16 protein-coding genes are annotated in these 26062 nt (G+C 51.0%); 6 read left to right on the plus strand and 10 right to left on the minus strand.

Going from position 1 to position 26062, the window contains the following annotated elements; genetic code table 11:
- A partial coding sequence (locus tag HY774_28790) for a hypothetical protein (GenBank protein ID MBI4752508.1) occupies window positions 1-2129 on the minus strand: 2129 nt, incomplete at its 3' end.
- A 421-nt stretch (window positions 2130-2550) separates the two neighbouring features.
- Between HY774_28790 and HY774_28795 the strand changes: the two genes are divergently transcribed.
- The gene (locus tag HY774_28795; GenBank protein MBI4752509.1) at window positions 2551-2850 is read left to right on the plus strand and encodes a hypothetical protein; all 300 of its coding nucleotides are present in this window, start codon (window positions 2551-2553) and stop codon (window positions 2848-2850) included.
- Window positions 2851-3195: 345 nt separating this feature from the next.
- On the opposite strand, the gene HY774_28800 is transcribed toward HY774_28795, so the two are convergent.
- Both HY774_28800 and HY774_28805 read right to left on the minus strand, forming a co-directional pair.
- Complete coding sequence (locus HY774_28800; protein ID MBI4752510.1) at window positions 3196-5454, minus strand: tetratricopeptide repeat protein; 2259 nt, start codon at window positions 5452-5454, stop codon at window positions 3196-3198.
- Window positions 5455-5558: 104 nt separating this feature from the next.
- Window positions 5559-5864 carry a hypothetical protein gene (locus HY774_28805; GenBank protein ID MBI4752511.1) on the minus strand — a complete coding sequence of 102 codons (306 nt, stop codon included), beginning with the start codon at window positions 5862-5864 and terminating at the stop codon, window positions 5559-5561.
- Window positions 5865-6183: 319 nt separating this feature from the next.
- Here HY774_28805 and namA point away from each other — a divergent pair, with 319 nt between their 5' ends.
- Window positions 6184-7254, plus strand: a complete 1071-nt coding sequence (gene namA, locus HY774_28810) for an NADPH dehydrogenase NamA (GenBank protein ID MBI4752512.1) — start codon at window positions 6184-6186, stop codon at window positions 7252-7254.
- A gap of 295 nt (window positions 7255-7549) precedes the next feature.
- Here the strand turns inward: namA and HY774_28815 are convergent, their stop codons facing one another.
- From HY774_28815 to HY774_28845, 7 genes are all read right to left on the minus strand, one after another.
- On the minus strand, window positions 7550-9325 hold the full coding sequence (locus HY774_28815; protein MBI4752513.1) for a PrsW family intramembrane metalloprotease: 1776 nt from the start codon (window positions 9323-9325) through the stop codon (window positions 7550-7552).
- Window positions 9326-9535: 210 nt separating this feature from the next.
- Window positions 9536-10669, minus strand: a complete 1134-nt coding sequence (locus HY774_28820; protein ID MBI4752514.1) for a DUF1887 family protein — start codon at window positions 10667-10669, stop codon at window positions 9536-9538.
- A gap of 63 nt (window positions 10670-10732) precedes the next feature.
- Window positions 10733-13033 (minus strand): TIGR03986 family CRISPR-associated RAMP protein, encoded by a 2301-nt coding sequence (locus HY774_28825; GenBank protein MBI4752515.1) that lies wholly within the window; start codon window positions 13031-13033, stop codon window positions 10733-10735.
- Window positions 13020-13622: a TIGR03984 family CRISPR-associated protein gene (locus HY774_28830; GenBank protein MBI4752516.1), complete on the minus strand. Its 603-nt coding sequence runs from the start codon at window positions 13620-13622 to the stop codon at window positions 13020-13022. Before HY774_28830 ends, HY774_28825 begins: the two co-directional genes overlap by 14 nt.
- Window positions 13619-15238 carry a hypothetical protein gene (locus HY774_28835; GenBank protein MBI4752517.1) on the minus strand — a complete coding sequence of 540 codons (1620 nt, stop codon included), beginning with the start codon at window positions 15236-15238 and terminating at the stop codon, window positions 13619-13621. The genes HY774_28830 and HY774_28835 overlap by 4 nt, the downstream gene beginning before the upstream one ends.
- Complete coding sequence (locus tag HY774_28840; GenBank protein MBI4752518.1) at window positions 15228-17696, minus strand: hypothetical protein; 2469 nt, start codon at window positions 17694-17696, stop codon at window positions 15228-15230. Before HY774_28840 ends, HY774_28835 begins: the two co-directional genes overlap by 11 nt.
- Entirely contained in the window at window positions 17680-19593 is a 1914-nt protein-coding gene (locus HY774_28845; protein MBI4752519.1) for a hypothetical protein, read from the minus strand. The genes HY774_28840 and HY774_28845 overlap by 17 nt, the downstream gene beginning before the upstream one ends.
- 460 nt (window positions 19594-20053) lie before the next feature.
- Here HY774_28845 and HY774_28850 point away from each other — a divergent pair, with 460 nt between their 5' ends.
- The 4 genes from HY774_28850 to HY774_28865 all read left to right on the plus strand — a co-directional run bounded on the left by HY774_28850 (window position 20054) and on the right by HY774_28865 (window position 25774).
- Entirely contained in the window at window positions 20054-21865 is a 1812-nt protein-coding gene (locus tag HY774_28850) for a M61 family metallopeptidase (protein MBI4752520.1), read from the plus strand.
- Between the two features lie 479 nt (window positions 21866-22344).
- A complete protein-coding gene (locus HY774_28855) occupies window positions 22345-23667 on the plus strand; it encodes a nucleotide sugar dehydrogenase (GenBank protein ID MBI4752521.1) in 1323 nt (440 codons plus the stop codon).
- Between the two features lie 123 nt (window positions 23668-23790).
- Window positions 23791-25122: a response regulator gene (locus HY774_28860; protein MBI4752522.1), complete on the plus strand. Its 1332-nt coding sequence runs from the start codon at window positions 23791-23793 to the stop codon at window positions 25120-25122.
- Between the two features lie 67 nt (window positions 25123-25189).
- Window positions 25190-25774, plus strand: a complete 585-nt coding sequence (locus HY774_28865; protein MBI4752523.1) for an NAD(P)H-dependent oxidoreductase — start codon at window positions 25190-25192, stop codon at window positions 25772-25774.
- Window positions 25775-26062 lie beyond the last annotated feature (288 nt).

Consider the following 26062-nt stretch of genomic DNA (forward strand, 5'->3'; position numbering starts at 1 on the left):
GCCAGTTCCGCTCCCGTCTCAACCGCCCACACCTTGAGCGTGTGGTCCCAGGACGCCGAGACCAGCCGGCGACCGTCTGGGAGCACCGCCACCGCCGTCACCCCAGACGTGTGCCCGGTGAAGGTGGCCAGTTCTGTTCCCGTCTCAACCTCCCACACCTTGAGCGTTCCGTCACCTGCCGCCGAGACCAGCCGGCGACCGTCGGGCAGCACCGCCACCGCTGTCACCCCAGACGTGTGCCCGGTGAAGGTGGCCAGTTCCGCTCCGGTCTCCACATTCCATATCTTGAGCGTTTGGTCATCGGACGCCGAGACTAGCCGGCGACCGTCGGGGAGCACCGCCACCGCTTTCACCCCAGACGTGTGCCCGGTGAAGGTGGCCAGTTCCGCTCCTGTCTCAACCTCCCACACCTTGAGCGTTTCGTCCCTGGACGCCGAGACTAGCCGGCGACCGTCGGGCAACACCGCCACCGCCGTCACCTCTCCAGTGTGCCCTCTGAAGGTGGCCAGTTCTGCCCTGGTTTCAAGATCCCAGATTTTGAGTATGCCATTTGCTGAACCTGAAACAATCCGCTTCCCATCCGGAAAGATGGCCACGGCGGTTACAGAGTACTGGTGTCCATCCAGAGTAAACAGCAACGGCCCGCCAGGCGTTGTCAGACAGGCAAAGTTCGGTCTCAACCAGGTCTCCTGACTGGTTTCACGTGTCTGATTGAGCAAAGCCTGGGTATTTGGCGATGAAAACCCAGCCAGCCGTCCCCAAAGCTGGCTCCGAAGCTGCTTTCTATCCTTATTTAAGATGTGCGATGAAAGCTGGAGCGTCTGGTAAATCAACCGCACCTCGGCATCACTGGTTGTTTGATAATCCGCCATCAAAGCCGCCACACCCAGATACCCGAGTTTGGCTTCCATCCAGCGATAATCAAACAACAGGTTTCTCAATTCCTCCTTCAGCCCAGCCTGTGCCAGATGGGAGGGCAACCGCTCAAAGAAATACCCGTCGTTTGGCCCGGTGTGCCAGTCTCCGGGGCAGGCATTCCAGTACGCCTGGGCCAGTTCAGCGTGCAAGGGCTGCAGATTTCCGGCCAGCTTTTTCAGGTACAGATGCTGAAGGTCGTGAAGCTCAATCCACCGTTTGGACTCAACTTCAGTCGTCCGAAGCAATGCCCGGTGTTCAAGCTTTGGAATCAACCCGCGACACCGATGGTCAGGCAACCCAAACGCCTGTTTCCAAAGCATCATCAAGGTGGCTTCAGGAAGCGGAACGTCTTCTGGAAAAACCGCCAGCTTCAGGTAGGCCGTTCGTTCCAGTTCCGGCAGCTTGTCTACGCTGACTTTGAGGGCCGATGGGATTTTTTCAGCATCCAGGAAATCCACGTCGGCACAGTTGAGGGCAGCCAGTACGTCGCTCCAGTCGAGACCATCATTGACGAGTGCTCCGGCGAGCGAGAGCGCCAGTGGAAGGTTGCCACACAGTTTCGCGATGGATACGGCTTCGGTCGGGAGAGCGTGCGGTTCTTCATTGGCCCAACTCGCCAGCAGTTCCAGCGCCTGAGCCTTGTTCAAAAGATTGAGTGACCATAACTTCGCGCCAAGCGATGTGGTAATTTCGGCGTTGCGCGTCGTGACCAGCATCCGGGAGTGTGTGCCAGGTTCATTAAAGAAATTGGCGTGCTGGCTTTCCCAGACGTCATCCAGTACCAGAAGACAGTGCCGGGTTCGGAGCAGCTCTCCGAGGCGCATTTTTCCCTGGTGTTCGGTTTCAAAGGTGAAGTGCGTGCCGCTCAAGGCAAAGGCCAGTTCGCTTTGGATGAGTTTGATCTGTGGCGTCTGACCAATCGTCACCCAGAAAATGCCGTCGGGGAAGGCTTCCAGGACTTCCAGTTCACGAACCACCATCGCCGCGAGCACCGATTTGCCGATACCGCCCATTCCGTGGACGCCAATCCGGGAATGCGCAGACTGGGTTTTTCCGGCAATCACGACAGACGAATTCTGTTCCGCCAGAATCAGCTTTTTGAGTGCTTCAAGCTCAGTCGGACGGGGCAGGTAATTGAGTGGACGATCCGGCACCAGGTGCAGTCGTTCCAATAAGTTCTGAGGTATTTCCGAAGGTTGATCCTGGGGCATGAAGGAGTACCATCCAGGAAAGATAGGTGGTGCTGCCACGCATTGTGATGTGATTTGGAAAAATCAGCAAGCTGTGAAATGGGGAAAACAGGGGTTGGGGGTTAGGGGTTGGGGGTTGGAAAAACAGGATTCATGGGCATAAGCGCCAGGATAAGGATTTTAGGCCCGGAGGGTCGTCGTTTAATAGCCGTGGTGCGAAGCCCACGGTCACGGTCAGGACGAGACCCAAACCCGACAAGAGCAGTATTCAATACCAACGGAAAGGCCACGGGTTTCTTATCCTGGCGTTTATGACCCTGATGGTTGCGCTGTCAGTTATCCGAACTGAACGATAACTGGTTGAATACGCACTTTTTCCGAGCGTTGAACCATTACTGTTTTTTGCGTAAAATCGAACAAAGACCAAAAAGGAGTTTTCATAATGAGCGACGATCCAACCAAAAAATATCCACCACCCGAAAACTATCTCACCCGAAACGACCTTGAAGCGGTACTCGTGCGGGTTATCCGTGATCTCATTGTGACTGAAATTAACCCGCAGTTTCAGGAATTAAACCGTGAGGTAGCCGAAATCAAGGGGCGACTTGATAAAATTGACCAACGGCTTGACCGGTTGGAAAAAGGCCAGCGGGATCTGGTCGGGGATTTTCGCCACTTTAAAGTCGAAACTGAACGACGATTGTACAGTTTAGAATTTCCCGAACCCGCCAGCACCAAATAATACTAATGCCAGTTAAGGGTTGAAGCCGTTTTTGGCTCTCAGTCTACGAAGTAGACGAAGGCTCGTAGCCCAGGGCGAGTCTTCGAGCCCTGGGAACCGGTCACTTCCCACACTTTCCCCGCCCGGCCAGCCGCCGCCGTAGGCGGCGGCTGGCCGGGCGGGGGTGAGGAGGCGACGTTTTCCCAGGGTTAAAACCCTGGGCTACATGCCTTCCGCCCAGTTCCTGGGCTCAAATCCGCTCTTTTTTCAACTCTTCATTCGCATTACTGACTACTGACTACTGACTACTGACTACAAACTGGCATTATTTTGATGGGATTCCTTCGGAAGGTTTGGTCTCTCAAACTATGGGGATTCCTGGGTGGCGCGGATTTCGGTTTCGAGCGTTTCCGCTTCGGCATCGCGACCCAGGGCGCGGAGCAGACAGGCATAGTTCCGCATCCCGATCAGCGTGGTGGGGTGTGAGGTGCCCAGCGACTTTTGCCAGATGGCAACTGCCTCCTCATAGAGCGGTTCGGCTTCCTCATACTTCCCTTGCGAGTCGTGCAACCCCGCCAGATTGTTGATACTACTGGCGATGTCGGGATGGCCAGCGGGTAAACCCTTTTGCCTTATTTCCAACGCTTCCAGATACAGCGGTTTGGCCTTTGCATATTGTCCTTGCGAATGATACAGCAACGCCAGATTGTTGAGACTGGTGGCGATGTCAGGATGGCTAGCCGGCAACCCTTTCCGCCTCATCTCCAACGCTTCCAGATACAGTGGCTCGGCTTCCACACATCGCCCTTGCTTGTAGTACAAGGTCGCCAGATTGTTGAGGCTACTGGCGATGTCAGGATGGCCAGCGGGTAAACTCTTTTGCCTTATTTCCAACGCTTCCAAATACAGTGGTTCGGCTTCCCCATATCTCCCTTGCGAGTCGTACAACGCCGCCAGATTGTTGAGATTGGTGGCGATTAAGGGATGCCCAGCGGGTAAACCCTTTCGATAAATCTCCAACGCTTCCAGATACAGCGGTTCAGCTTCTCCATAGCGCCCTTGCGACTCATAAAACCCTGCCAGATTGTTGAGATCAGTGGCAATGCTAGGGTGCCCGCTGGGTAACCCCTTTCGATCAATCTCCAAGGCTTCCTGATAAAGCGGTTTGGCTTCCCCATAGCGCCCTTGCGATTTATACAACGTCCCCAGATTGTTGAGATTGTTGGCAATGTCGGGATGGCCAGCGGGTAAACCCTTTCGCCTCATCTCCAAAGCTTCCAGATACAGCGGTTCAGCTTCCCCAGATCGCCCTTGCGACTGATACACCAACGCCAGATTGTTGAGACTGGTGGCGATGTAGGGATGCCCGGCAGGTAAACCCTTTTGATAAATCTCCAACGTTTCCAGCAATAGTGATTCAGTTTCAACATAGCGTGCAGATCGAAAATACAAATAGTCTCCCATGCGATTGAGCAGGAGCACGACATTGGGAAAATCAAACCGACAGGTTTTGACCAGAGCCTTGGCCGATTCAACCTGTGGCCACAGGTGTTCACAGGTGTCCCAGTTCTCAAAATCAGCCTTTGGGAAGGCCAGCGCCACTGCATTGACTGCCCGTTCCGCCCAGGTTTTTTGTTCCTCTGGAGGTAGCCCAGCCTGGATGACTTCCTGCACTAGCCGGTGAATGGTAAATGTCCGGTCTGCATTCCGACGCAGAAGCGAAAACCGGCAGGCGACACCGTAGGCTTCGGCAAACTCAACTTCATCGGCGGCAACCGGGCCAAGGATGTCGCCCAAATATTCAGCCCCGTCACGAAATATCGCATCAGGAATATTGTCTGGCGCCAGGAAGGCACAGAGGACGACCAGTTCTCCAGCCGCTTCGCTCTGTTCTTTGATGGCGGTGAAGGCATCGGTAAACGTCACCCAGACCGACAGCGGATGGTCTTTGGTGATTGTTCCTCGTTCCTTGAGTAGTTTGGCTTTGCGTTTCTCGAAATGCCGCAGATAGTCAGCCGGAGTCAATTCTTTTTCGGCAAGATAGGCGCCGGCCTGGTCAAGCGCAAGCGGAAGGCCATCAAGTGCGATTGATACCGCTTTGGCATCCTCCCAATCTGGACGAAGTGCGGCGGTTTCAAGCGTCACTTCCGGACCAATCTTTTCAGCACATCGGAGCAATACCCACGCTCCCGATTCAGGCGGAAGTTTCTCAACTTCAATTTTCGTAGCCACTTTCCGAGTCGAACTGGCACGGGTCGTCAGCAGCACGTGGCGGCGTCCGGTCCGGTTGTCAGGCAGCCAGTCCATAATCAGATTGAGGTCGTCAGCGTTGTCATACACCAGCAGGTACTGGTCGTGGTCGTTGAGCCACTGCTTGACTTGGTGGCGGACGACTTCATCCGGGACCGTTTCATCCGAACCCACGACACCAACTTGTTTACCCAGCAGCCGAAACCCGCTCATCACAGCGGATTTCGAATCAGCCGTCATCCAGAAGACCAGTTCGTAGGACGATGCCCAGCGATGGGCAAACTCTTTGGCAATCTCGGTTTTGCCGATTCCGCCCAGCCCGCTCACGGCAGGCGGCTGGGTTAATCCAGCGCTGCCACCCCCAGTGTTGAGCACATCGGAAATGCGTTCGAGGATGTCTTCACGGGCGGTAAAACACGGATTGCGTTGCGGTACATTGATGAGCCTTCCCCTGGGTGTACCAGTGGCGTCGAGGAAGGCTACAAAGGGCGATGCAGGATTTTGGTTTCAAGGGTCGTGACCAGTTCCGGCAAACGGTTGTGAGCTTCAGCCCATTCGAGTAGCTTCACGGCGCGTGTGGTCTGGGGAACACCATCACCCGGAATGTCTTTTCCGGCGCCAAGCAGAAAAACCAGTTTGCCGAAGTTAACCTCAGTGATTTTGGTGAGCGTCTCCAGGAGTTTTTCCTGGTCTATCTGTGGCGTTATTTGTAAAGCCACCGTTGTGGTTCCACCTGCTGGCTGTGAGACAGGTTGTGGTCGGTGCTGAATGTGAAGATTTGACATATGAACTGACTCCGTAGTTTCTTCAGTTTGTCCAAAAGGTCGTTTTTTTGGAATACTTTGTGTGACCGATGTTTGGGCCGGATCCAGTAATTTGTTCGGCTTGTCTGTAATGAGCGGTTGCGTGCCGGCTTCTTCCAGTTTCAGAAAATGGATTCGGCCAAGTGCATCTCAAGGCAAAGGCCAGTTCGCTCTGAATGAGTTTAATCTAATGTCAGTACAATCTGGAATGACCAAATTGGATGAGGGAAACAAACCTTTAGCTGATATATCGGTCGTGGTAGGCTGCCCCAAAATTGATGGAACTGGAGTTACACCAACAATGCAACCGATTCATTTATTTTCACCGATACCTTTTCGTGACCTGACCCTGCGCAACCGGATTGTGGTGTCCCCGATGTGCCAGTATTCAAGCGAAGATGGATTTGCCTCCGACTGGCATCTGGTTCATCTGGGCAGCCGGGCTGTTGGTGGTGCCGGGCTTGTTTTCACTGAAGCCGCCGCCGTTACTCCCAATGGCCGGATTTCTCCACAGGATTTGGGCATCTGGAAGGACGAGCATATCCCTGCGCTTCAACGGGTTACCGAATTTGTCAAAGCTCACGGCGCGGCGGTCGGAATCCAGCTTGCCCACGCCGGACGCAAAGCCAGCACCGCCCAACCCTGGCGCGGAGGCCAACCCGTCACTCCCGATGATGGTGGATGGGACGACATTGTCGGTCCCAGCGCGATTCCTTTTTCTGACAAATACCCGACACCCCGCGAACTCTCACTTGATGAAATCCACGAACTGACCGGCCAGTTTGAAGCGGCGGCCCATCGGGCACTGGCGGCTGGATTTCAAGTCGTCGAAATCCACGCGGCACACGGCTACCTGATTCAGGAGTTTTTGTCTCCGATTTCCAATCACCGGGAAGATGAATATGGCGGCAGTTTTGACAATCGAACCCGGTTGCTTTGTAACATTGCCGCCCGGATTCGTGATGTCTGGCCACAATCGCTCCCGGTGTTTGTGCGGATTTCTGCGACGGATTGGGTTGAAAACGGCTGGGATTTACCGCAATCCATCGAACTGGCAGCCAAATTGAAGACGCTTGGGGTTGATTTGATTGATTGTTCCTCGGGAGGCAATGTCGCTCGTGCTCCAATCCCGGTTGGCCCAGGATTTCAGACGCCATTTGCCGCAGCCATCCGGCGCGAAGCGAACCTCCCAACCGGTGCCGTGGGGATGATTACTTCGGCGGCGCAGGCTGACCACATCATCCGCACCGGTCAGGCCGATGTCGTGTTGCTGGCGCGGGAACTGCTGCGCGATCCGTACTGGCCGCTTCACGCTGCCCACGAACTTAACCACCAGATTCAATGGCCGGTGCAGTATGAACGAGCGAAGTGAAAAGCGAGTAACGAAGTGAAAAGCGAGTAGTCAGCAGGCAAAATCAAGTGACCATGCTCACATGAGTTTCCCGATTTAAAGCCTTCTATTCCATATAATTAAATGACTGTCAACGTGTTGACACTTTCGAAATAGATTTGAACTATTTGCTTTTCACTGGATTGACTACTCGCTACCTCGCTACCTCGCTACTCGCTGTTCTCTTCGCTACTCGCTACCTCGCTACTCGCTACTCGCTGTTCTCTTCGCTACCTCGCTACTCGCTACTCGCTGTTCTCTTCGCTCCTTCGCTCAGTTAAACAATTTTTTCGCGTAAGCCTAAAATTTCAGCCTGGAAGCGGGGGATGAGCGGCAGGCTCTGGGTTTGCCCTTGAGCCTGGGCGGCGCGTTTGGCGTGCCAGTGGCACAATCCCAGTTTGGCAATGGCGGTTAAATATTGCCGCCGGGCCTGAAATCTGCCCCAGTTTCCAAAGGCTCCCATTGTCCAGCGAGCCCGCTTGACCATCGAAGTGGCAATGTCGAGTTGTTCCTGTGAAATCAGCCCGCGCTGGACTTCGACCATCAATGACTCGCGAATGATCTTTCCTTCGCGACGAACCAGGAAAAACAGCACGCCAATGAATGCCAGGAACAATGGCACCTGAATCACAAAGTAAAAAACAAAGAAATTGAGGAAGGTGGCAATCGTGTTCCACAGCGCGTGAAGGATCATGGCCAGAATCAGCCCGGCAAACGGCGCCAGAAACCGAACGGCTTTGTTGTGTGATTCGCGGGCAATCCCGCATCCGATGCCGGTCATGGCGGTAAACATCGAGTGTGAAAACGGCGCCATAATGCCGCGCACAAAGAAGTTGATGACCAGACCGACAACGCCCATTTCATTAAACTGGCGTCCGTAGTACAGAATGTTTTCGACTGCGGCAAACCCGAGCGCCACGACTCCGGCATAGACGATGCCGTCCACAACGTCGTCAAATTCGTTGCGCAAACACAGTGCAATGAGCAGCACGCCCAATCCTTTGGAACCTTCTTCAAAAATCGGAGCGGAAATGATGGCCGCCATCGCACTGCCGGCTTCGGGGCCAAAAATGGATGAAGCAATTCCTTCAAACAGTGTATTTCCAATGATAGAAATGAAAACCGACCCAAGCGCCCCCCAGGCAAACGCCAGCGCCAGCGCCCAGGCTGGCTCCGGGTCGTAGCGGTCCAGCCAGAGCCACAAAAACAGGTACAGCGGAACTGGAATAAAGGCCGTAATCCCGCCGATGATAATTCCGACGGGCCCAAGGTTTGATAACAAAATAAGCCCAACCAGAACGGCTAGAATAATGATACTGATCGCGCCACACCCGACTCCAATCGGGCTGACAGCCTGCTCTTTCTGTGCCATTCGCCCCTGGTCGGGGTTATACATTCCAAGATTGGTCACGGTGTTTCGAATTCCGCCATGCCAGGAGGGAATACCTTGCGACACTGACTGGCTCACCGCGTAAGGGTTGGCACCAAACTGGCCGGGAGGAGGATTCATCCCCATGTGTGGCATTGGCGGCGGCGGTGGTTGTGGCATTCCCATTTGTGGCATTGGGGGTGGAGGCGGCGCCGGCGGATAGCCCGGTGGAGGCGTCATGCCCATCGGTGGCCCTGGCGGTGCATAGGGTGGAGGTGGCCCACCGTACCCGCCTTGATTTCCAGACGGCGGAGATGAATAAGACGTCGCGGCAACGGTCGTTTGCTGACCCGGCGAAGGTGAGGTTTGAGAGCGGGCTTGTTCAATCACCACCAGGATTTGGGGACCGCCGTTCCCAAACATAATGACATCCCCAGGGTTGAGTTGGGTGCGGCCTACGCGGTTGCCATTGAGGAACGTGCCATTGGTGCTGTTCTGGTCGAGGAGAAAAAAGGCGTCGCCTTCACGTTGGATGACAGCGTGTCGGTTTGAGACCAGCGTATCGCGCTGGGCGTCAAACTGAATAGCGCAGTCAGGTGCCCGACCAAGTAAGAATGAGCCCTGCTCAAGTTGGCGTTGTTGCCCGGCAAGCGAGCCAGTTTGAAAAATCAAAGTCAGTTTCATGCCAGATTCCTTGCTGATGAAGTGGTGGTACAGTTCGCTGGACTCCTCCAAAGATACAGAACTCCACACCAGTTCAACAACTTGATTTTTGGAACCGGCTCATGCCTGACGAAACCAAAGTTCAGAGTATCGCCTTCAGGCGAGAGGTTTTTTTCTCAAGCCAATGTGCCGAAGTCATCCTCAACAATCTTTTGGTTAAGTCAGGATTAATTAGCGGAGTTTTTGGAAGAATCCGTCTAACTTGTTCTGATCCAACAAAATACCTCTGTCAATGATATCAACCCCCAACATTCTTCCTCGATCAATATCACCTGGTTTGATCTGAGTTTTCTCCTTGCCACCCTCTGTTAAAGTAAAGAGATAGGTTTTGGCCGCTAACCCAAAATCCTTGCGAAGAGCGGCACTTTTGTACAATGTTTCAACGAGAATACTTTTGTCCCCATCACCAATACTGGTTTTACATTCAATCACATGCAAATTATTTTGGAGCATGAACATAACGTCAAACTCATTCGGAGTTTGCCTACGACGAATATTGATTCCAGTGGCGATGTATTTATCACTAAACTGAAGCTTTGATTTGAACAATGAGAAAACATATTCCTCAAACCAATCGCCAGTCAGGTATTTGACATCATCTTTGGAGAGGTTTTCAGGATCTGAAGGTCGAAATGAAAATCGTTCAAGAAATGAAGCAAGTCCATCCACTTCTGCAATTGCAATTTTCTTCTTGCGATACTCTCGAAGACTATCGATCAACTCTAAATCAGATGGCGCGGCCTTGATATAGCAGTCAAAAAACCGTTGTGTTTGATCGGCGTCTTTCTTTACAGAGTAGATTTTTTTAGAGTTTTCAATGGTAACGCCATAAGCAGTTAAATAGGTTGGAATATCTACGCGGTAATTGATGGGATGTTCTCCACTGGGTATTTCTGGGTAAATTTGAAAGTATTGGTTTTTTCCGATTGGAATGTAATAAATTTTACTATTCCGTTCTTTGAAGCAGTTGTACGTGGCGATTGACATGATCTTGGTCCCGCCGGTCAGATTTACGATAAACTCATCTGTATTGCACAGAAACGGATCGTCTGAGCTTGTAGAACGCCTTCTAAATAAAGCTCTCAATTGTTCGTCAATCGAACTAAGAACATCTTCTTGAACCAGTATGCGTTTAAATTGCTCTTCAGGAAGGCCGGAAGCAGCGATGATGCACGTTGACCGATCCTTTTCTTCCATTGCTTTCGTGCTGATCAATAAGTATTTGTCAACCCCAGATAATTCTTTCATCAACAATAGATTCGGGATGGTCTGCTCGCTCACAAGACTGACTAAGATGCATGCCATATTCGTTCTCCTTTCAGGTATTGTGACCGCTGGAGGTTTCGCCAGGTTACTTACTTTTTCGATTCATTTTTTCTTCTCAGGTAAAATCGGTAATCCTTTGTCCATCATGAGGGTAGGCAGCGAATGACGGTTCTCGGGACGATTGTTTGCCGTAAACCATTTATATGACTCGCCGTCAGGAAGCGGCGCGGCCTCAACTCGTGGATAGTGAAGCGGCAAGCCATCCGAAAATCCCTGACTGGCCCGAAGAAAAGCCGCAATAAATCCAACTTCCTCAAATGGTGTGTTTCCTTTGACGTATGCCTGCCGAACGGTTTCCTGAAATTTTTGAATCAAGGGTTCAGGGTGAAGAGAAGGAGTGCTGGACTGATTTGAAAGACGGGTCAGGTCCTGGTACTGAGCGGATAATTCAGCTCCTGTTTTGAGATCGGTTTCGATCAATTCAAGTCGAAGGCTTCCAAATCCGAACGGTTTTCCTCCGCCCAGACGATGGTAATGGTTTTTGGGCAAATTCAATAACCACAACAAAGCGCCGGCTTCAACTTCCGACAAATTCATCAGGTGAATATCGAATTCAAAGCATGTCTGTGGCTTGACCCAGCCTTGAATGGAGCGATTCTGGTTGTTACGTTCTTCTTTTCCTGATGAGCGGCGGTATTCTTGATAGACATCGTGCCTGCTGGCATTTTTGGTGGGCGTCTGTGTTCTGTCAGTCACTGGGTCCGACCAATGATTTTCTGGAAGCTCAGCGTGATGTGGATAAACCTTTCGCCCGCGAAGTCCTTTTGAAGCATTGTCATAGCCAGTTGTTTTGCGGGTTCCCTGGCCAGATAGTTGAGCGTCCCCTTCTTTATTTTTGGCGATATAAAATCGTCCTTGTTGGGGTTTGGGCTGTCCCAGAATATTGAGTGGAAACCCAGGGTCAGAAGTTCGGTTCGAACTGTTTTCATTGATGAAAGACTCAAGGGCATTTGAGGTTGTACATTCGACAAAACCAACCCGAAGCTGACCTCGATAGGCGCCCTGACCATTCTGGTTGACCCAGCCAAAGACCCGATCTGCTGGAGAAAATTCCTTTTCGACTTTTGCTGGATGCAGTGACTCGGGTAACAGACTGGCTGGAGAAACTTCGTGTAAATCACGAGAGATGGTCACCGGGTATAACCCAAGTATTTTCCAACTGTTCCCATCTTTTTCAACCCGAGCATAGCAAAGGTCACCTGATTTCAATTCGGTTTCTGACTGATTTCCAGCAATATGCCGAGACCAAACCGAATTCTGGAGTGCAGAGGGTCCTACTTGTCCAGTTTTCAGTTCTTCGACATGAAGTTCCTGGTATCCTTTTATGAGTTTTTTCCAGGCATCTTTGATGTTGCCTTGAAGAGGCAGAATCAACTCAGGCTTGTTTGTTGAGAAGAACACTCGTTCATCGTGTTTCCGGTCAATATTTTTATTTGTGATACAGACAATCCCAGAAACTCGAATCAGATCTTCACCTAAAGGCTCATGAAACGATCTTCTGTCTTCTTTTTTGCCTGCAATACTAGAAGAGGGGGCATTACCTGGGGAGATACCTTGAGGAACAATTTTCCTTACCTTCCAATACTTAAAATCTGGAATGTGTGTTTTTTTCTTGTTATCCCATCGGTAGTGTTGAAATTTCTCAATCCAACTCTCTACTTGGTCTCCATGAGCAGGAAGCCCTTTAGTTGCATAGATCAAGGCATTTTTTGATACCGCTTTTGAAGAGAAGTCATATCTTTTCAACCAGGCTGCGTAAAGCGGGCCTTGGGGAACGCCATCCTTACCATCTTTGCTCCCGATGTGGGATGTTCCAGTGTACAGCTTTACTTGCAATTGATCAGTTACATTTATAATTTGTGCTGGGATAAGAAATATGCCTTCAGTTGTTTCCATTCTAAATGCGAGCCGTTCACTGTTTTTGTGAAACACTCCAAACCTCGAATTGGTCACCGCTTCAAAGGCTGAGCGCAGCATTCCTTTGACCGAAGTCGGTGGAATGTACGGCTTCCCGTCCGGTCCAAGGCGCACCGGGTAGCTTTTATGGTGATCCTTATTAACTTCTTCGGCTTTGGCGGCGTCCAGAACGAGCAATGGCGTTGCGGTCGTCATTCGCACCCGGAGTTTTCCACTATAAAGCTCAGCTACGAAACGGTCGTGTCCCGCTGGAGTGCTATCCCCAAGCGGCGTTCCGTTCGCTTTATCTCGGGGTGGGGCCGGAATGAAATTGTAGGGATTGTGGAAGTCACCTTTTTGAGAATTCTGTGCCATCTTTTGCTCCGGGATGGGTTTAGGATCAAACCCAACGATGCGTGGTGTGTTAAATGATTTATTTTTTGACATTTTGGGCGACCTCCAGGTTGATCAGGCGTTCTTCGAACACAAAGGCATTGCCATAGGGTTTTTCAATCGCAATGTATTCGCGGGCATTGATCTGGACTCGTTCGGACGGCTTGAGATTTTCCACTGGCACCGGCAATTTCCCAATTCGTGCTTCGGCAAGCAAACTCCATCCTGGCAAAAGATCTGGCTTGTTCAGACTCTTTCCCCACAACAAATAGGTTTGGGAAATGGTTGAATAAAACTCTTTTGGAGACGGTTGGTTAAACCCATCGCACTGAAATTCCTTATTTTCAGTCAAGAAAACTGCTGGTCCCTGGCCTGAGTGTTTCTGCAGCCAGCGAAGTTCGCCAATTTCACCAAAGGCACGGGCTTCAAACACGGTCTGCAATTCAATCGCTTTTCCATCGGGCCCAAGGATATTTCCCTGGTTATCAACAACCCCGAACTGACACGCCTGTGGTGAATAGAGCAATGCCGTCAAAGGGGTGGACAAAGGCTTCCCCGACATCAGGAAGGAGAGTGCCTGAGTCAGGGAAACCGGTTGGGGTGATTGCCAATACCAGAGCGTTCCAGAATTGGTGTCGGTCATTGCGCACCTGCCTTTTGCGGTTGTTGAGCACGTGTTCGTTCCTTTTCATCCGCAATCCATTGCCGCCAGCCCAGGTTGATGTGTTCACACACATCCGCTGGTAGCGGACAGGTTTTACTCCAGGAAAAATTGGTAAAGCTGGCCAGGTTTCTATCTAAACCAGTTCCGCTGAGCTCAATCCGTTCAACCTCAATTTCACCCATCCCACGATTGACGGCAAATCCGAACGGGATCCGGCCCTGCAACACGTCGTTCAACACCAACAAAACCAGTCCCAGGGCTGGAAGTCTTTTGTTTTCTTCGATTCGCTCCAGATTGAGCCGCAGTTTGATTGGTTCCCAGGAAATTCCGTGCGGTTCGAGAACGCTAAACAAGGCGCTGTCTGAAGCACCTCCTGTCCAGCGGTCAATTGAGACGTGGTAGGCTGGGGTCAGGTGTTTGGCGCCGGTTTCACCAATGGCGGTCATCAACGGTTCATCGGTTTCTTTCCCTTTCGCCACTGTTTCTATGGCGTCCCATTTGGCCCGAGTAAACTTCTCTTCGGCAAAACAATCAGCAACGGACAATGCACCTAACCCAGGTTTTGGAGTCTTTTCTTGGCCTTGCGTATTTTCTGATTTAGCCGCCATGCCGAACACTTCTTGTGCCAACAAAACCTCTAATTGTTTGGGAAAAGGATGTGGTTCGTTTAATTCATCCTCAGAAGAAATGAATACCGTCCGCATAATTCGCTCAGCGTGACTGCGGAGCGTCCCTTTGATCGAGCTTCCCGGCAGCACAAACGCCACCTGGCCGGCACCATACGCGCTGACCAAGGGAAGCGAGTCAACCGCGATTCCGTCATATCCGGCTTTGACCATCACCGGTCCACGAGGTTGCCAAAAGAGTTGAAACTCAAAACGTTTCCCTGGTTGGGGTTGGTGGAGTTGACCTTCTGAAAGCAAGTCTTTAATTGAAAGTGATTCAGCGTTATTTCGAAGCAATGCCAGCATTCCTTGGCGGCGATTGATTTCTGTAAACCGTCGAATACACACCGATACCAGTCGAACCTGCCCAAGGCCACGGGTTTTGGCTGCTCCCAAACAAAATTCACCTTTTTGTAAGGACTGCGCCAAATGACCAAAGACAGCGCTACACAGTGGGCGATGAATGGGGTTGCAAAGTGGCAGACCTTTTTCTGATGGCAGGTCAAAGCGCAGGTTCAATCCAAAATGGCTTCCTCGGGGTAAGACTGCCCGATCAAATTTGAAACGGTCAGCGGCTGTTCCCGTCACGCGATCAATGCCAACGCCATCGCGAATTTCAATATGACTGTTTTTAGGAAGGCAAACCACTGCGTCAGCAACGGTCACCAGACTGGCCCGGCCTTTAGTTTCTTCACCTTTTTTGGAGTGGTCTCCCCACATTTGATCAGTGATTATTTTTCCAAAATGTCGTTCACACCAGGCGCGAAAGACCCCACTCAGGCTGGTGCCCGGGATATACCAAATTCCCTTGCCATTGCGCGCCAGCGGCAAATCACTTTCCGACGAACTGAACGCCCCACCAACATGGAGTGGGGTTTCAGCCTCGATAACCCCTTGAATCACAAGCTGCTCAACAATTTCACGCGCCATAACCGGTATCTCCTTTCCTGGGTTCGCAGTCGCGTTTGTGGGCCCGGAGCACAGCCTCAACCACGGTTTGCAGGGCATACGGCCACAAAAATTCCTTGAGCCGGGTTTCTCCGTCCACCGTGCACACCGGAGGCAGTTTCCCCGCGCTTGATTCAATGACTTTCCAGATGGCTTCATGGGCATCATCTATTAAACCTTCGACCTTTTTCAGTGCTCCATCTGGCCATTTGTCTTTTCGATTTGGTGTTTTTCGTAAATGCTCCACCCAGTCGCGAATCAGCGTCTTTTCAGAATGATGCTGAACTTTCCGAATCACAGCTCTCAAACTTCCCAACTGACTCAGGGAGGGCTCCGATTCGGGCTTTCCATCTGTTGAGCACTTGATTTTGATTCCAAGGACTTTTTTCCGATTTGACTCTTCATTTGCCAGGTGAAGGGCTGCCCGTTCAATGGCTTCTTGCCAGACGACGGTTTCAAGCTGTTTGAAAAACGCAAAGTCCGGGTCGTCTTTGGGAACCAGTTTTGGAGGTTCGCCATTCCCTGGATCATTCTTCTTCTCTTCGCCGCCTTCTGGTTTGGGGTCTGGAACAGGCTTCCAATCATTGAGTCTTGAAGTCAGCAACGGGTCATTAAACCGCACCTGGCCGTAGCCCTCGCCTCGCCGCTCGCCAATTCCGCTGGCTTCAATCTGGGCCAGTTGGTCGGCGGTTATAGTTCCCGTCACTGCAAACTGAACACAGGAACCAGCCGCCAGAGCCACCAAGCTTGGGCGAGGCAATCCCCATTTGGTCTGCCAGGATTCGATTCGGCGGGTTCGGATGAGCGATGTAATCAATTGATCCATCGGGGGTTTCTGAACCTTCAGGGTGACTCCCGTCAGATTCCGCTCAAGTGCCTGGGCCAAATCACATACATCAGTGGTAGGTCGTAGGGCGGCATCTCGCAACAGCACGTCTGACACCAGCCAGACGGTCAGCGTATCTTCTGATATTGGGATTGTCCGTGTAACAAACCTGGGTTCTGAAACAACACACACTTGAACTTCGCCATAATCATCTTTGCTGGAAACACCCAGCCGGCACGTTTCTTCCAGGCGTTTCCACCAGTCGTTCTCCTTTTTGTTCAGTTCATCCAGGATGTTTTGGGTGAAACGAAGTTCTGTGCGCAGGATTGTTCCAGCCGCGATGGCTTCTCGGGAATACACCCCACCGACCTCTTCCGTCGGACGTTGCCTCTGGTCCTCAACCACATTGTGGGTCAACAACGAGCGATGGGTTTTTTCAAATGAAGGAAGGATTTTTTCCGTTGTGTCACTGATGAAGCCTTCACGATAAGGTTTCATTTGCTGTTCACTGGCTGATTCTTTAAAGCGGTTGATAACCTTCTCTGGCTCAAAATCATCAGCCAGTTTGTCCTTAGAAAGCGCAAACGGCACTGGTAGCCCACGCTGATTGTGAACCACTGGCGTTGCCGGCAAAACCATCAGTTCACCGCCGGCAAAAGCTGGGTGCGGGTCAAAGCCTATTTTTTTCAGAAGCTTCGTTACAAAGGGAAGCAGGTACGTTCCCGGCACGAAGTCGAGCGTTTCCGCCACGTTCCCAAGCGTTCGAGTGACAATCGCCAGTGGCGTTTTGAGTTCCAGTTTCAGTTCAACCTTGAACCATTGGCCAGGCCGCTTGCTGTTTCCAAGCGGTTGTTCAGCATTACTTTCGTCCGTTGAGTGAGAATTTTGATTCGGATTGTTTGTTTCCAACCAGTTCACAACATCCAAAAACTGTTTAGGATTTCCAACATTCAGGGTACAGCGACCAGCACCCCGACGGCGTTTGCCGCCAAGATGTTTCACCAGCCGCGCCCCAGCCAGAAGCAAGGCCGAAACCGCGTGGCGGTCAATTCTTTCAACTGGAAGGTCCAGACTACAGGTGGCGGTCAGGCGCATGCCACCGCGAGCCATTTCCTCAAAACGAAGGAAGTCTTTTTTGGCGCTCCCCGAATCAGGGTCAATGGCAATGCCGGGTTTGACAAACGTGAGCGCCTGTCGAAAAGAAGACAGGTGGTTCTGGCACAAAGTGGTTCTCAACGATTCCGACAGTCTGGCGGGCGTGATTTTCAGGCCAGCGGGAGTTGGGCCCGATTCGAGTTCATCCCGGTCGCTTTCCCGCACCAGGCTGGGCTGGGAGCCAAAGACTGTTTTCACAAGTTGCAACCAGGAGCCGTTGGAATTTCCATCATCAAGGCCCAATGCGACCAGTTCGCAGGCATCGCGCCAGATGCCTGTCACCGTTTTCGCGGGCACAAAGGGAAATTTGTCCTGGTCACGAATCACCAACCGGTCAACATTGCCTGGACGTCCGGTTCCAGAACCCACGTGCCAGTCGGATTCCATGACCAGTTCAATCTGAAATTCGTTTTTGAGCCCCCACTGTGGTGACGCTTCAATTTCAATTGGCTTTGTCATTGGGAGTGCCTCCGGTGTGGTTGTCGTCCTGCCAGAATTCAACAATTTCGAGCGCGTCTAAAAAACCGGTAATTGATGGCTGCTTTGGTTGCTTTGACTGCTTTGGATCTGAATCTGGCGGCTGTTCGAGATCGGAACCTGGTTGTTTTTGATTGAAATCAAGCTGACAAAAAAGAGTTTTTTTGTCGCTCCACAGAACTTTCTCAATCCCCTCCTCAAGGTACCGGTGTTTGATCAATTCCAATTGCGCTTCGGCATGATCAACGCCTTCAAACAAACTTTCCCGCAGCATATGGAGCATTCCCGTGGGCAGTTTGCGTCTGGATGGGTCTTGTTCGTCGCTCACCCGCATTGCACGAACTCTGGTTTCCAAGTCGTTCCATCGCCGAAGGTTGATCCATTGTTTTGATTCATCAGTAATACCAAAATCTTCTGAATTCGACGAAATCACATAGGGCCGGGCAAATAAGAATGATTCGACATTACCTTTTTTGGTAATGGTCAATTCATCGCGAATGCGCTTCAACTCGACGTTGCTGGAGTCATACAACACGTGATAGTCGAGCGTCGAACAAGGGACAACCCGAATTTTCTCCGGAACAACAACTTTGGTTTTCACTGTTTTGGCAGACTGGAGCAGGCTTTCGGCCAGTTCATAGGCAGCGTGAAACGGAAAATGCGGTTTGACAATTGCCACGCCGGCACAAATCGAAAGCCCCTGGACTGGTTTTGGGAAAGCATCTCTGACAATGGCTGGAAGAGTGGTTTTGACAATCCGAGCCAGATCTTGCCGTGTTTCCTCAAATCCTTCTCCCTTTGTCGTCTGTTCATAGTGCCGTACAAAATCCCTTGTAAACTGAAGGGCATGCTCGCCATCGCATAAAACCGTCAAGTCATCACCACCCAGCACGAGCGGCACGAGCGGCACGTACAGTTTGTCTTTATCAGCCTTTCTGTTGGTTTTGAGTCGGTAGGATAAATCTCGCCGCGCCAGTTCTTTAACAGCGAAGCTGAACGCTTCTTCAAGCGCGATGTCGAGCGAGAGCGAGAACCGCCGCAACGTGTCGAAATAATGCCGGCCAAAAGAACAACCAGCGGCAGGTTCCCCAATAAATTTTTCAAACTTGAGAAATACCTGTCCCAGCCCGTTTCCGTCGGCGTGAATCACAGCCACCCAATCAAGTTCTCGTAACTTCTTTTCCAATTCGTTGGTTGACTTAAACGAGTAAATGTACCCGGTTTTGCGCTCAATCAATTCTTTTAAGCGCTCTTTCCCATCTTCGCTGGCTTGACGCTTTGCCAGGGCAACAGCGGATCGTTCGGCGTGTTCGTCTGAAATTGGATCCAAATCATCATACACACTGGCCGGCAATCCACTGGTTTTGCAGGGAGCCACCACTGGCAACCGCAAAAACCGCTGGTCAGGCCCAGGCAGCGAAAACCGGACTTCTTCCAACCGATGGTAAACCTCTTCCACCAACTGTTTGACACAATTGGCGTCAACCTGGTCTATGTCAAAGCTTTTTCCAAAAACACCGTGAACTGTCAACCCCGGTGCTTCGCGAAGGGTTAGTTCCGTCACTTTGGTGATGAGCAATTTGGCAACAGCCTCATCTTTCGCCAGAAGAATGGCTTTCCCCGAGGTGGCAACCACAACTTCGATTGGGTTCGTTCCAGTTTCCAGGCAGGGATTCACGGCTGAGTCGAGCAAATCGCTGCGCCGTCGGTCAGAGTCTGAAGCGCATATGATTGGCCCTCCAAGCTCCCGAATCGCCTCTAACACGAACTGAGTGCCGACTCGAAAGGTCAATTCGGAAGCGCCAATATTTTCACGGAGTTTATTGGTGGCAAAAATATAGCCCTGATTTCCAGATGTCTCAAATAACACGAGGTACATGGCAAAACCTCCTTTCTTCTTGACGAAGAAAGAGTTAATGACGCAATGTGCGCCAATTCCATGATGGACTCAGACGTCAAACACTTCAGCCAACTTGCGAGGAGGAGTACTACTGGTTGTGAAATAAAAAGTGTGTGGTAGAAATTGCCAGCAAAGGTAAACGGAGAAAGAAGGCCAAACTATACATCATCCTTACAATTCTTTCCAACATAATATTGCTTGCAAAAGAGCGGAATCGCTCAGAAATGACTATGACGTATCTTCGATCTCTTGAGCCAAACCAGAAAACAAAGGGGAACAGATATATTTGGGTTCCATGATTTTCCTCCGTGGCCCTCTGTGTCCTCTGTGGTGAGCTTGTTTTTTCACCCTCAATTCGCTTTGAATGAATTTATGTTGTGGTTCTTCCAAGAAACCGATTTTGGTTTTCTTCAGATCCAAGCCCCAAAGAGGCATCGCCATGCAACTGAACTCCTGGACGATTCAATTTCTGATTTTTCTTTTCAGTCTGATTGGGATTGCTGTCAATTCCCCTCCGGTTTTGGCCGTTTCAAAAGTCGAAACCACGGTCACGATTTCCAAACTGGAGACGCATGTATTTCACGTCAAAACGGTCATTCGAGACATCCAGCAACCCGTCCTGGAACTTGGCTTGCCGATCTGGACGCCGGGGCATTATGTCGTTGAAGACTATGCCCGCAATCTCCTGCGCGTGACCGTCACTGATCAGGCTGGTCGCAAAGCTGCCTATCGAAAATTCACTGCCAGTTCCTGGGCCATCAATACCAGCAACGTCAATGAAGTGTTAGTCGAATTTGATTATCTGGCTGACCAGATTCAGTTACACACGGCTTTCCTGACACCGACCTATGGGCTGCTTAATCCTTCAAATTTCGTGTTTTATGTCAAAGGTCAACAATCAACCATTCCGCATTCGCTTCGGCTGATTCTCCCTGACAAATGGAATGTTGCCTGTGGACTGGCCGTCAAAGATGGCCAGATTGAAGCCGCAAATTTTGACGAACTGATTGACGCTCCGGCACTGGTTGGCGAATTTGACCGGATTGAACTTCCAGTCAAGGGTATCCCGCACGAATTTGTGTATGCCCCAAAATCATCGCTCACACCGGAACTGGCCCAGGAACTGGCCCAACGATGCGCCCGGATCTATGAATCCCTTGGCAACATCTTCGGAGAGTCTCCTTTTTCCAAATACTGCACAATCAACATTTTTGTGACCAACCCTGAACTGGTGCGCGGGGCGCTGGAACACAATAATTCGTATGTATCGCTTGAACTCAAACCCGAAGACTCGGTGGCGGGCTTATTTGAAACGCTCAGGCTCGCATCTCACGAATATTTTCACGCCTACAACGTCAAACGGATTCGTCCGGCTGAACTCTGGCCCTATCGCTATGATGACCGGGTGTTTACACCGCTTCTTTGGGTTTCAGAAGGCTTTACCCGGTATTATGAAACGCGGGGGCTGCTCCTGGCCGGATTGGTGACACCTGACGAGTTTCTCCAATTACTGGCAAACCTGATTATTCGGACGGTTTCTGAAGAGCCCGGAAAGTATATTTCAGTCGAAGAAGCCAGCATTAACACCTGGATGGGCGGCGCCGGCGGGTTCAGTCAGCCCTTTGCCGTTGATTATTATGCGCGTGGGGCGGTGATTGCGTTGCTCCTGGACTTAAAAATTCGACAGGAAACCCAGGGGAAATCTTCACTGGATGACGTGATGCGCTGGTTGTATGCCGAACGCTACAAACGAAACCAGGGGTTTACGACTGATGACTTAATTTCCTGCATTGGCCGCACGCTCGGGAAAAGCCCGAAAACGTTTTTTGATCGCCACGTAAGCGGCACGGACCCGCTACCGATTCGGGGGATTCTCGAACAATCGGGGCTCCGGCTTGAACAACAGGAACTCCAGATTCCATTCCTCGGGGCGTTTCTGGATGCTTCAAACCGGGTGACGGCCCTGGTTGATGATTCAATTGCTGGGAAGGCCGGAGTCAAGGAAGGCGACCTTCTGCTTGGATTGGGTGATATTGCGCTTGATTCTCCGACCTGGACGAATGATTTTCAGCGAATGTACCAGGGACAGGATGGAAAACGCTTTCCGGTTTATGCCATTCGTGATGGAAAACCGCTCGTGCTCAAAGCTATCGTCAAAACGATTCGAACTGCCGAATGGCGACTGGTTACATTTGAAACCACTGACCGGCAGGATTTTGGCGTTCGGGACCGCTGGCTGAGCGGAAAGTGATCAAGTGACAAGGTGAGAGGGTGACAGGGTGACAGGATGACAAGGTGACAGGGTGACAGGATGACAGGGTGACAGGGTGACAAGATGACAGGGTGACAATCTGGAAGGGCGCTGCTGCTTTGAACTGCGCCCATTTTTGAGAACCCTGAACCCTGAACCCTGAACCCCGAACCCCGAACCTCAAACAGTTGGCATCACGGGTCAGGAGTGGTAGTCTCTGCCCGTTTTTTTCATTTTTCTTCAGAACTTACGAGTTACAGCACACCAATTGCATTTAGAACCGTAACCTGCCAGCGTTGGCTCAACCAGCTTTTGTCCCACAATTCGGCAACTTCCTGGCGGTTATACCATTTTGGAATGAAACTCTCTCATTAGAAAGCAGTTAAGTAATTCAATCAAATAAACTTAGTGAACTACTGACTACTGACTACTGACTACTGACTGGTATTATTCTTCAATCGAAAGTGAATTTATAGACTATGGAATGGAAAGCAAAACAGAAATCAGCACCGGCTGTCGGAATTATTGGCCTGGGATATGTCGGGTTACCGATGGCGATTCAATTTGCCCGAAATGGGTGCCCTGTCACCGGGTTTGACGTGGATGAAAAAAAGACGGAATCGGTCAACCACGGGAAGTCATATATCAAAACCATTCAGTCAGAAGACATTGCCGAGCAGGTCACGGCAGGAAGACTTACGGCAACGGCTGATTTTTCCAAAGTTGCCGATCAGGACGCGATCCTGATTTGTGTTCCGACCCCACTCGATGCCCACCGCGAACCTGACCTGTCGTATGTCACCGGGACCGGTAAATCAATCGCCCCATTTGTCCGTCGTGGTCAATTGATCAGTCTTGAGTCAACCACCTATCCAGGAACCACAGAAGAAGATCTGATTCCAATTCTGGAAGCCGGCTCTGGGTTAAAAGCGGGTGAAGACTTTCTGGTCGTGTTTTCGCCGGAACGCGAAGATCCCGGCAATCCCAATTTCGGCACTCGTGACATTCCAAAGGTGATTGGCGGCCTGACCAAAGAATGCCGTGAAGCTGGATGTTTGCTCTATCAGCGAGCCGTCAAAACCGTGGTGCCGGTCTCGACCACACGGGTCGCTGAAGCCACCAAACTGGTTGAAAACATTTTCCGAAGCGTCAACATCGCCATGGTCAATGAATTAAAAGTGGTGTTTGAACGCATGGGAATTGATATCTGGGAAGTGTTGGATGCCGCTGGGACGAAACCGTTTGGATTTATGAAGTTTGAGCCTGGTCCAGGGCTCGGTGGACACTGTATTCCGATCGATCCATTTTATTTAACCTGGAAAGCCCGCGAGTTTGGGGTTCAGACCAAATTCATTGAACTGGCCGGGGAAATCAACACCGCCATGCCCAAATATGTCATCACCCGGTTGATGGAGGCCCTTTCGGATGCCGGGAAACCATTGAAACATTCGAAGGTGATGATTTTAGGGCTGGCCTACAAAAAGAACGTAGACGACCCACGGGAATCGCCGTCGTTTGTGCTCTGGGACCTGTTGCTCGAACGCGGCGCCGATGTCTGCTACCACGACCCCTACATTCCGGTTGCGCCTTACATGCGCCAGCACCCCAAATATGCCGGGATTGAATCACTGCCGTTGACCCCGGAAAACATAGCTGGAGTTGATGCCGTGTTGATTGCCACTTCACACGATGTGATTGACTACGGCGAGGTCGTGCGCCACGCCAAACTGGTGGTTGACACCCGCAATGCCTGCCGGGCGGTGCCAGAAGAAATCAAGTCAGGAAAGCTGATCAAAGCGTGAAGCCTTGTGTGAGAAAATTGAAGGGTGTATTTTCCGAAATGCACCTTTTACCCTTCCAATCAATAACCTTTGAGACTGATTGCGGTTTGAATTTGTTGATACACTTCAACTCTCAGGCAGCTTATGAATGAACCTCGGGAGGAATCATCTTCTGACGCCTTCTGCCCACTGAATGGATCCATTCTGGTGGTTGATGATAATCGTGTCAATCGCCAGATCCTGGCACAATTGCTCAAGAAAAATGGACATCGAGTTGAAACAGCGGAAAATGGCAAAGAAGCCCTGGAAATTATTGCTCATCAACAGTTTGATCTCATTTTACTGGATATTTTGATGCCCGAGATTGATGGGTTTCAGGTGCTTGAGCAATTAAAAGCATCGCCGATCTACCGACACATTCCGGTGCTGGTCATTTCGGGCCTTGAAGACATTGACAACATTGTTCGATGTATCGAAATGGGCGCGGAAGACTACCTCTTGAAACCCTTTAATCCCGCGATTTTGAAAGCTCGCATTTCAGCGTGCCTTGAGAAAAAGCGACTCCACGATGAACTGGCGTTTACCTTTCAAGAAGTCTCCCGGCAACGCGATAGCATTGAAGAAAAAAATCGGCAGATTTTAGACAGCATCCATTATGCCCGGCGGATTCAAAAAGCAATTCTGCCTCAGCCGGCAATGCTTGATCATTACTTAAAAAACTATTTTCTGATCTTTCAGCCCAAAGATATTGTGTCTGGGGATTTTTTTTGGATGTATGTCCGCCCCTCCACCCCAACACCACAGATTTTTGTGGCGGTGGCTGATTGCACCGGGCATGGCGTTCCGGGTGCGTTTATGTCAATGATCGGTACGACGTTACTCAATCAAATTATTGGAGATGAAGGAATTTTGGAACCAGCCCAGATTCTCAATCGGCTTCACATCGGCGTTCAAAAAATTCTCAATCAGAATGAACAGGATAGTGAAACTCAGGATGGAATGGAAATTTGTCTTTGTAAGATCGAAGGGTATTCCGTTACGTTCGCCGGCGCCAACCGCCCGTTGTATCTGGTCAATCAAACCGAAACCGGTGACTTGAAAGTGGAAGAAATCAAAGGTGACCGCAAACCTATCGGAGGCCGGGAACTCAATCTTCCGCGTGTTTTTACCAATTGTGAAATCAGCGTCGGAGACGGCACCCGGTTGTTTCTCACCACTGACGGCTATGCCGATCAGGCTGGTCCAGATCGAGGGCGGATTGGGACCAAGCACTTGAAGAAATTCCTGATGGAAACCTCAGCGTTCACCATTGGGGACCAAAAATCTGCCCTGACAAATTTTTTAGTCGAGTATCAGGCTGGCGAGCCGCAACGCGACGATACTACAATTTTGGGGTTAGAGTTACCGCTGACACCAACCGAAACCGATTCCGGCGAAGTCAAACCATTTGCTTTGACCTGGAATATTAATTTGTAACAAACTACCAATCCATCCATATTCCCCCCAATACTCACCATTTCCTGAAAAGAAAGATGATCCAATTATGACGTATGTGCCGAAAATCCTGGCGTTTGCCGGAAGTGCCCGCAAAGATTCCGTCAACAAAAAACTGGTGGCAATTGCTGCTCACGGAGCCACATCCGCCGGTGCGGATGTAACATTGATTGACTTGCGTGATTTTCCAATGCCGATCTATGACGGTGATCTGGAAGGTGACCAGGGCTTGCCGGAAAATGTGCTCAAGCTCAAAGCACTGATGAAACAACACGATGGATTTTTGATTGCCTCGCCTGAATACAACAGTTCGATTGCCCCGCTTTTGAAAAACACGATTGATTGGGTATCGCGCCCATCCCAGGGTGAACCGATGCTGGCTGCTTTCACCGGCAAAGTCGCCGGGCTGATGAGCGCCTCTCCGGGTGGGCTGGGCGGGCTCAGAGGGCTGGTTCATATTCGGATGATCCTCGGCAACATCGGGGTGATTGTGATTCCCGATCAGGTCGCCGTTCCAGGTGCCTTTGGCGCGTTTGACGAAAATGGACAATTAACAGACGCCAAGCAGCAGGCTTCAGTTGAGCGAATCGGAAGCGCGGTGGCTGAGTTGTTGCGAAAATTGAAGAGCGAGTAAAACAGGGTTCAGGGTTCAGGGTTCGGGGTTCAGGGAAAAAGACAGAAAGAACAACTAAGGGACTGTAAAAAATCAACTTCCCGTTTTCGTTTGGAAATCAGGCATTTGGATTGAGCATCCTGAAAGGCTGCCGTTCGGATAGCCGGTGGTTGCTAAGCTTTGTGAGCTACCACCGGGAACAGGTTCGTCCTCTCCAGTGCTCCCCCGCTTCGCCCGCGCCCCTGCGGGGCGCGGGCGAAGCGGGGAGCACCAAGGGGTGGCCTTTGGATCCGGTGGTAGGCCCAAAGC

Source organism: Acidobacteriota bacterium, from assembly GCA_016208495.1.
In the GTDB taxonomy this organism is placed as follows: Bacteria; Acidobacteriota; Blastocatellia; order Chloracidobacteriales; family Chloracidobacteriaceae; genus JACQXX01.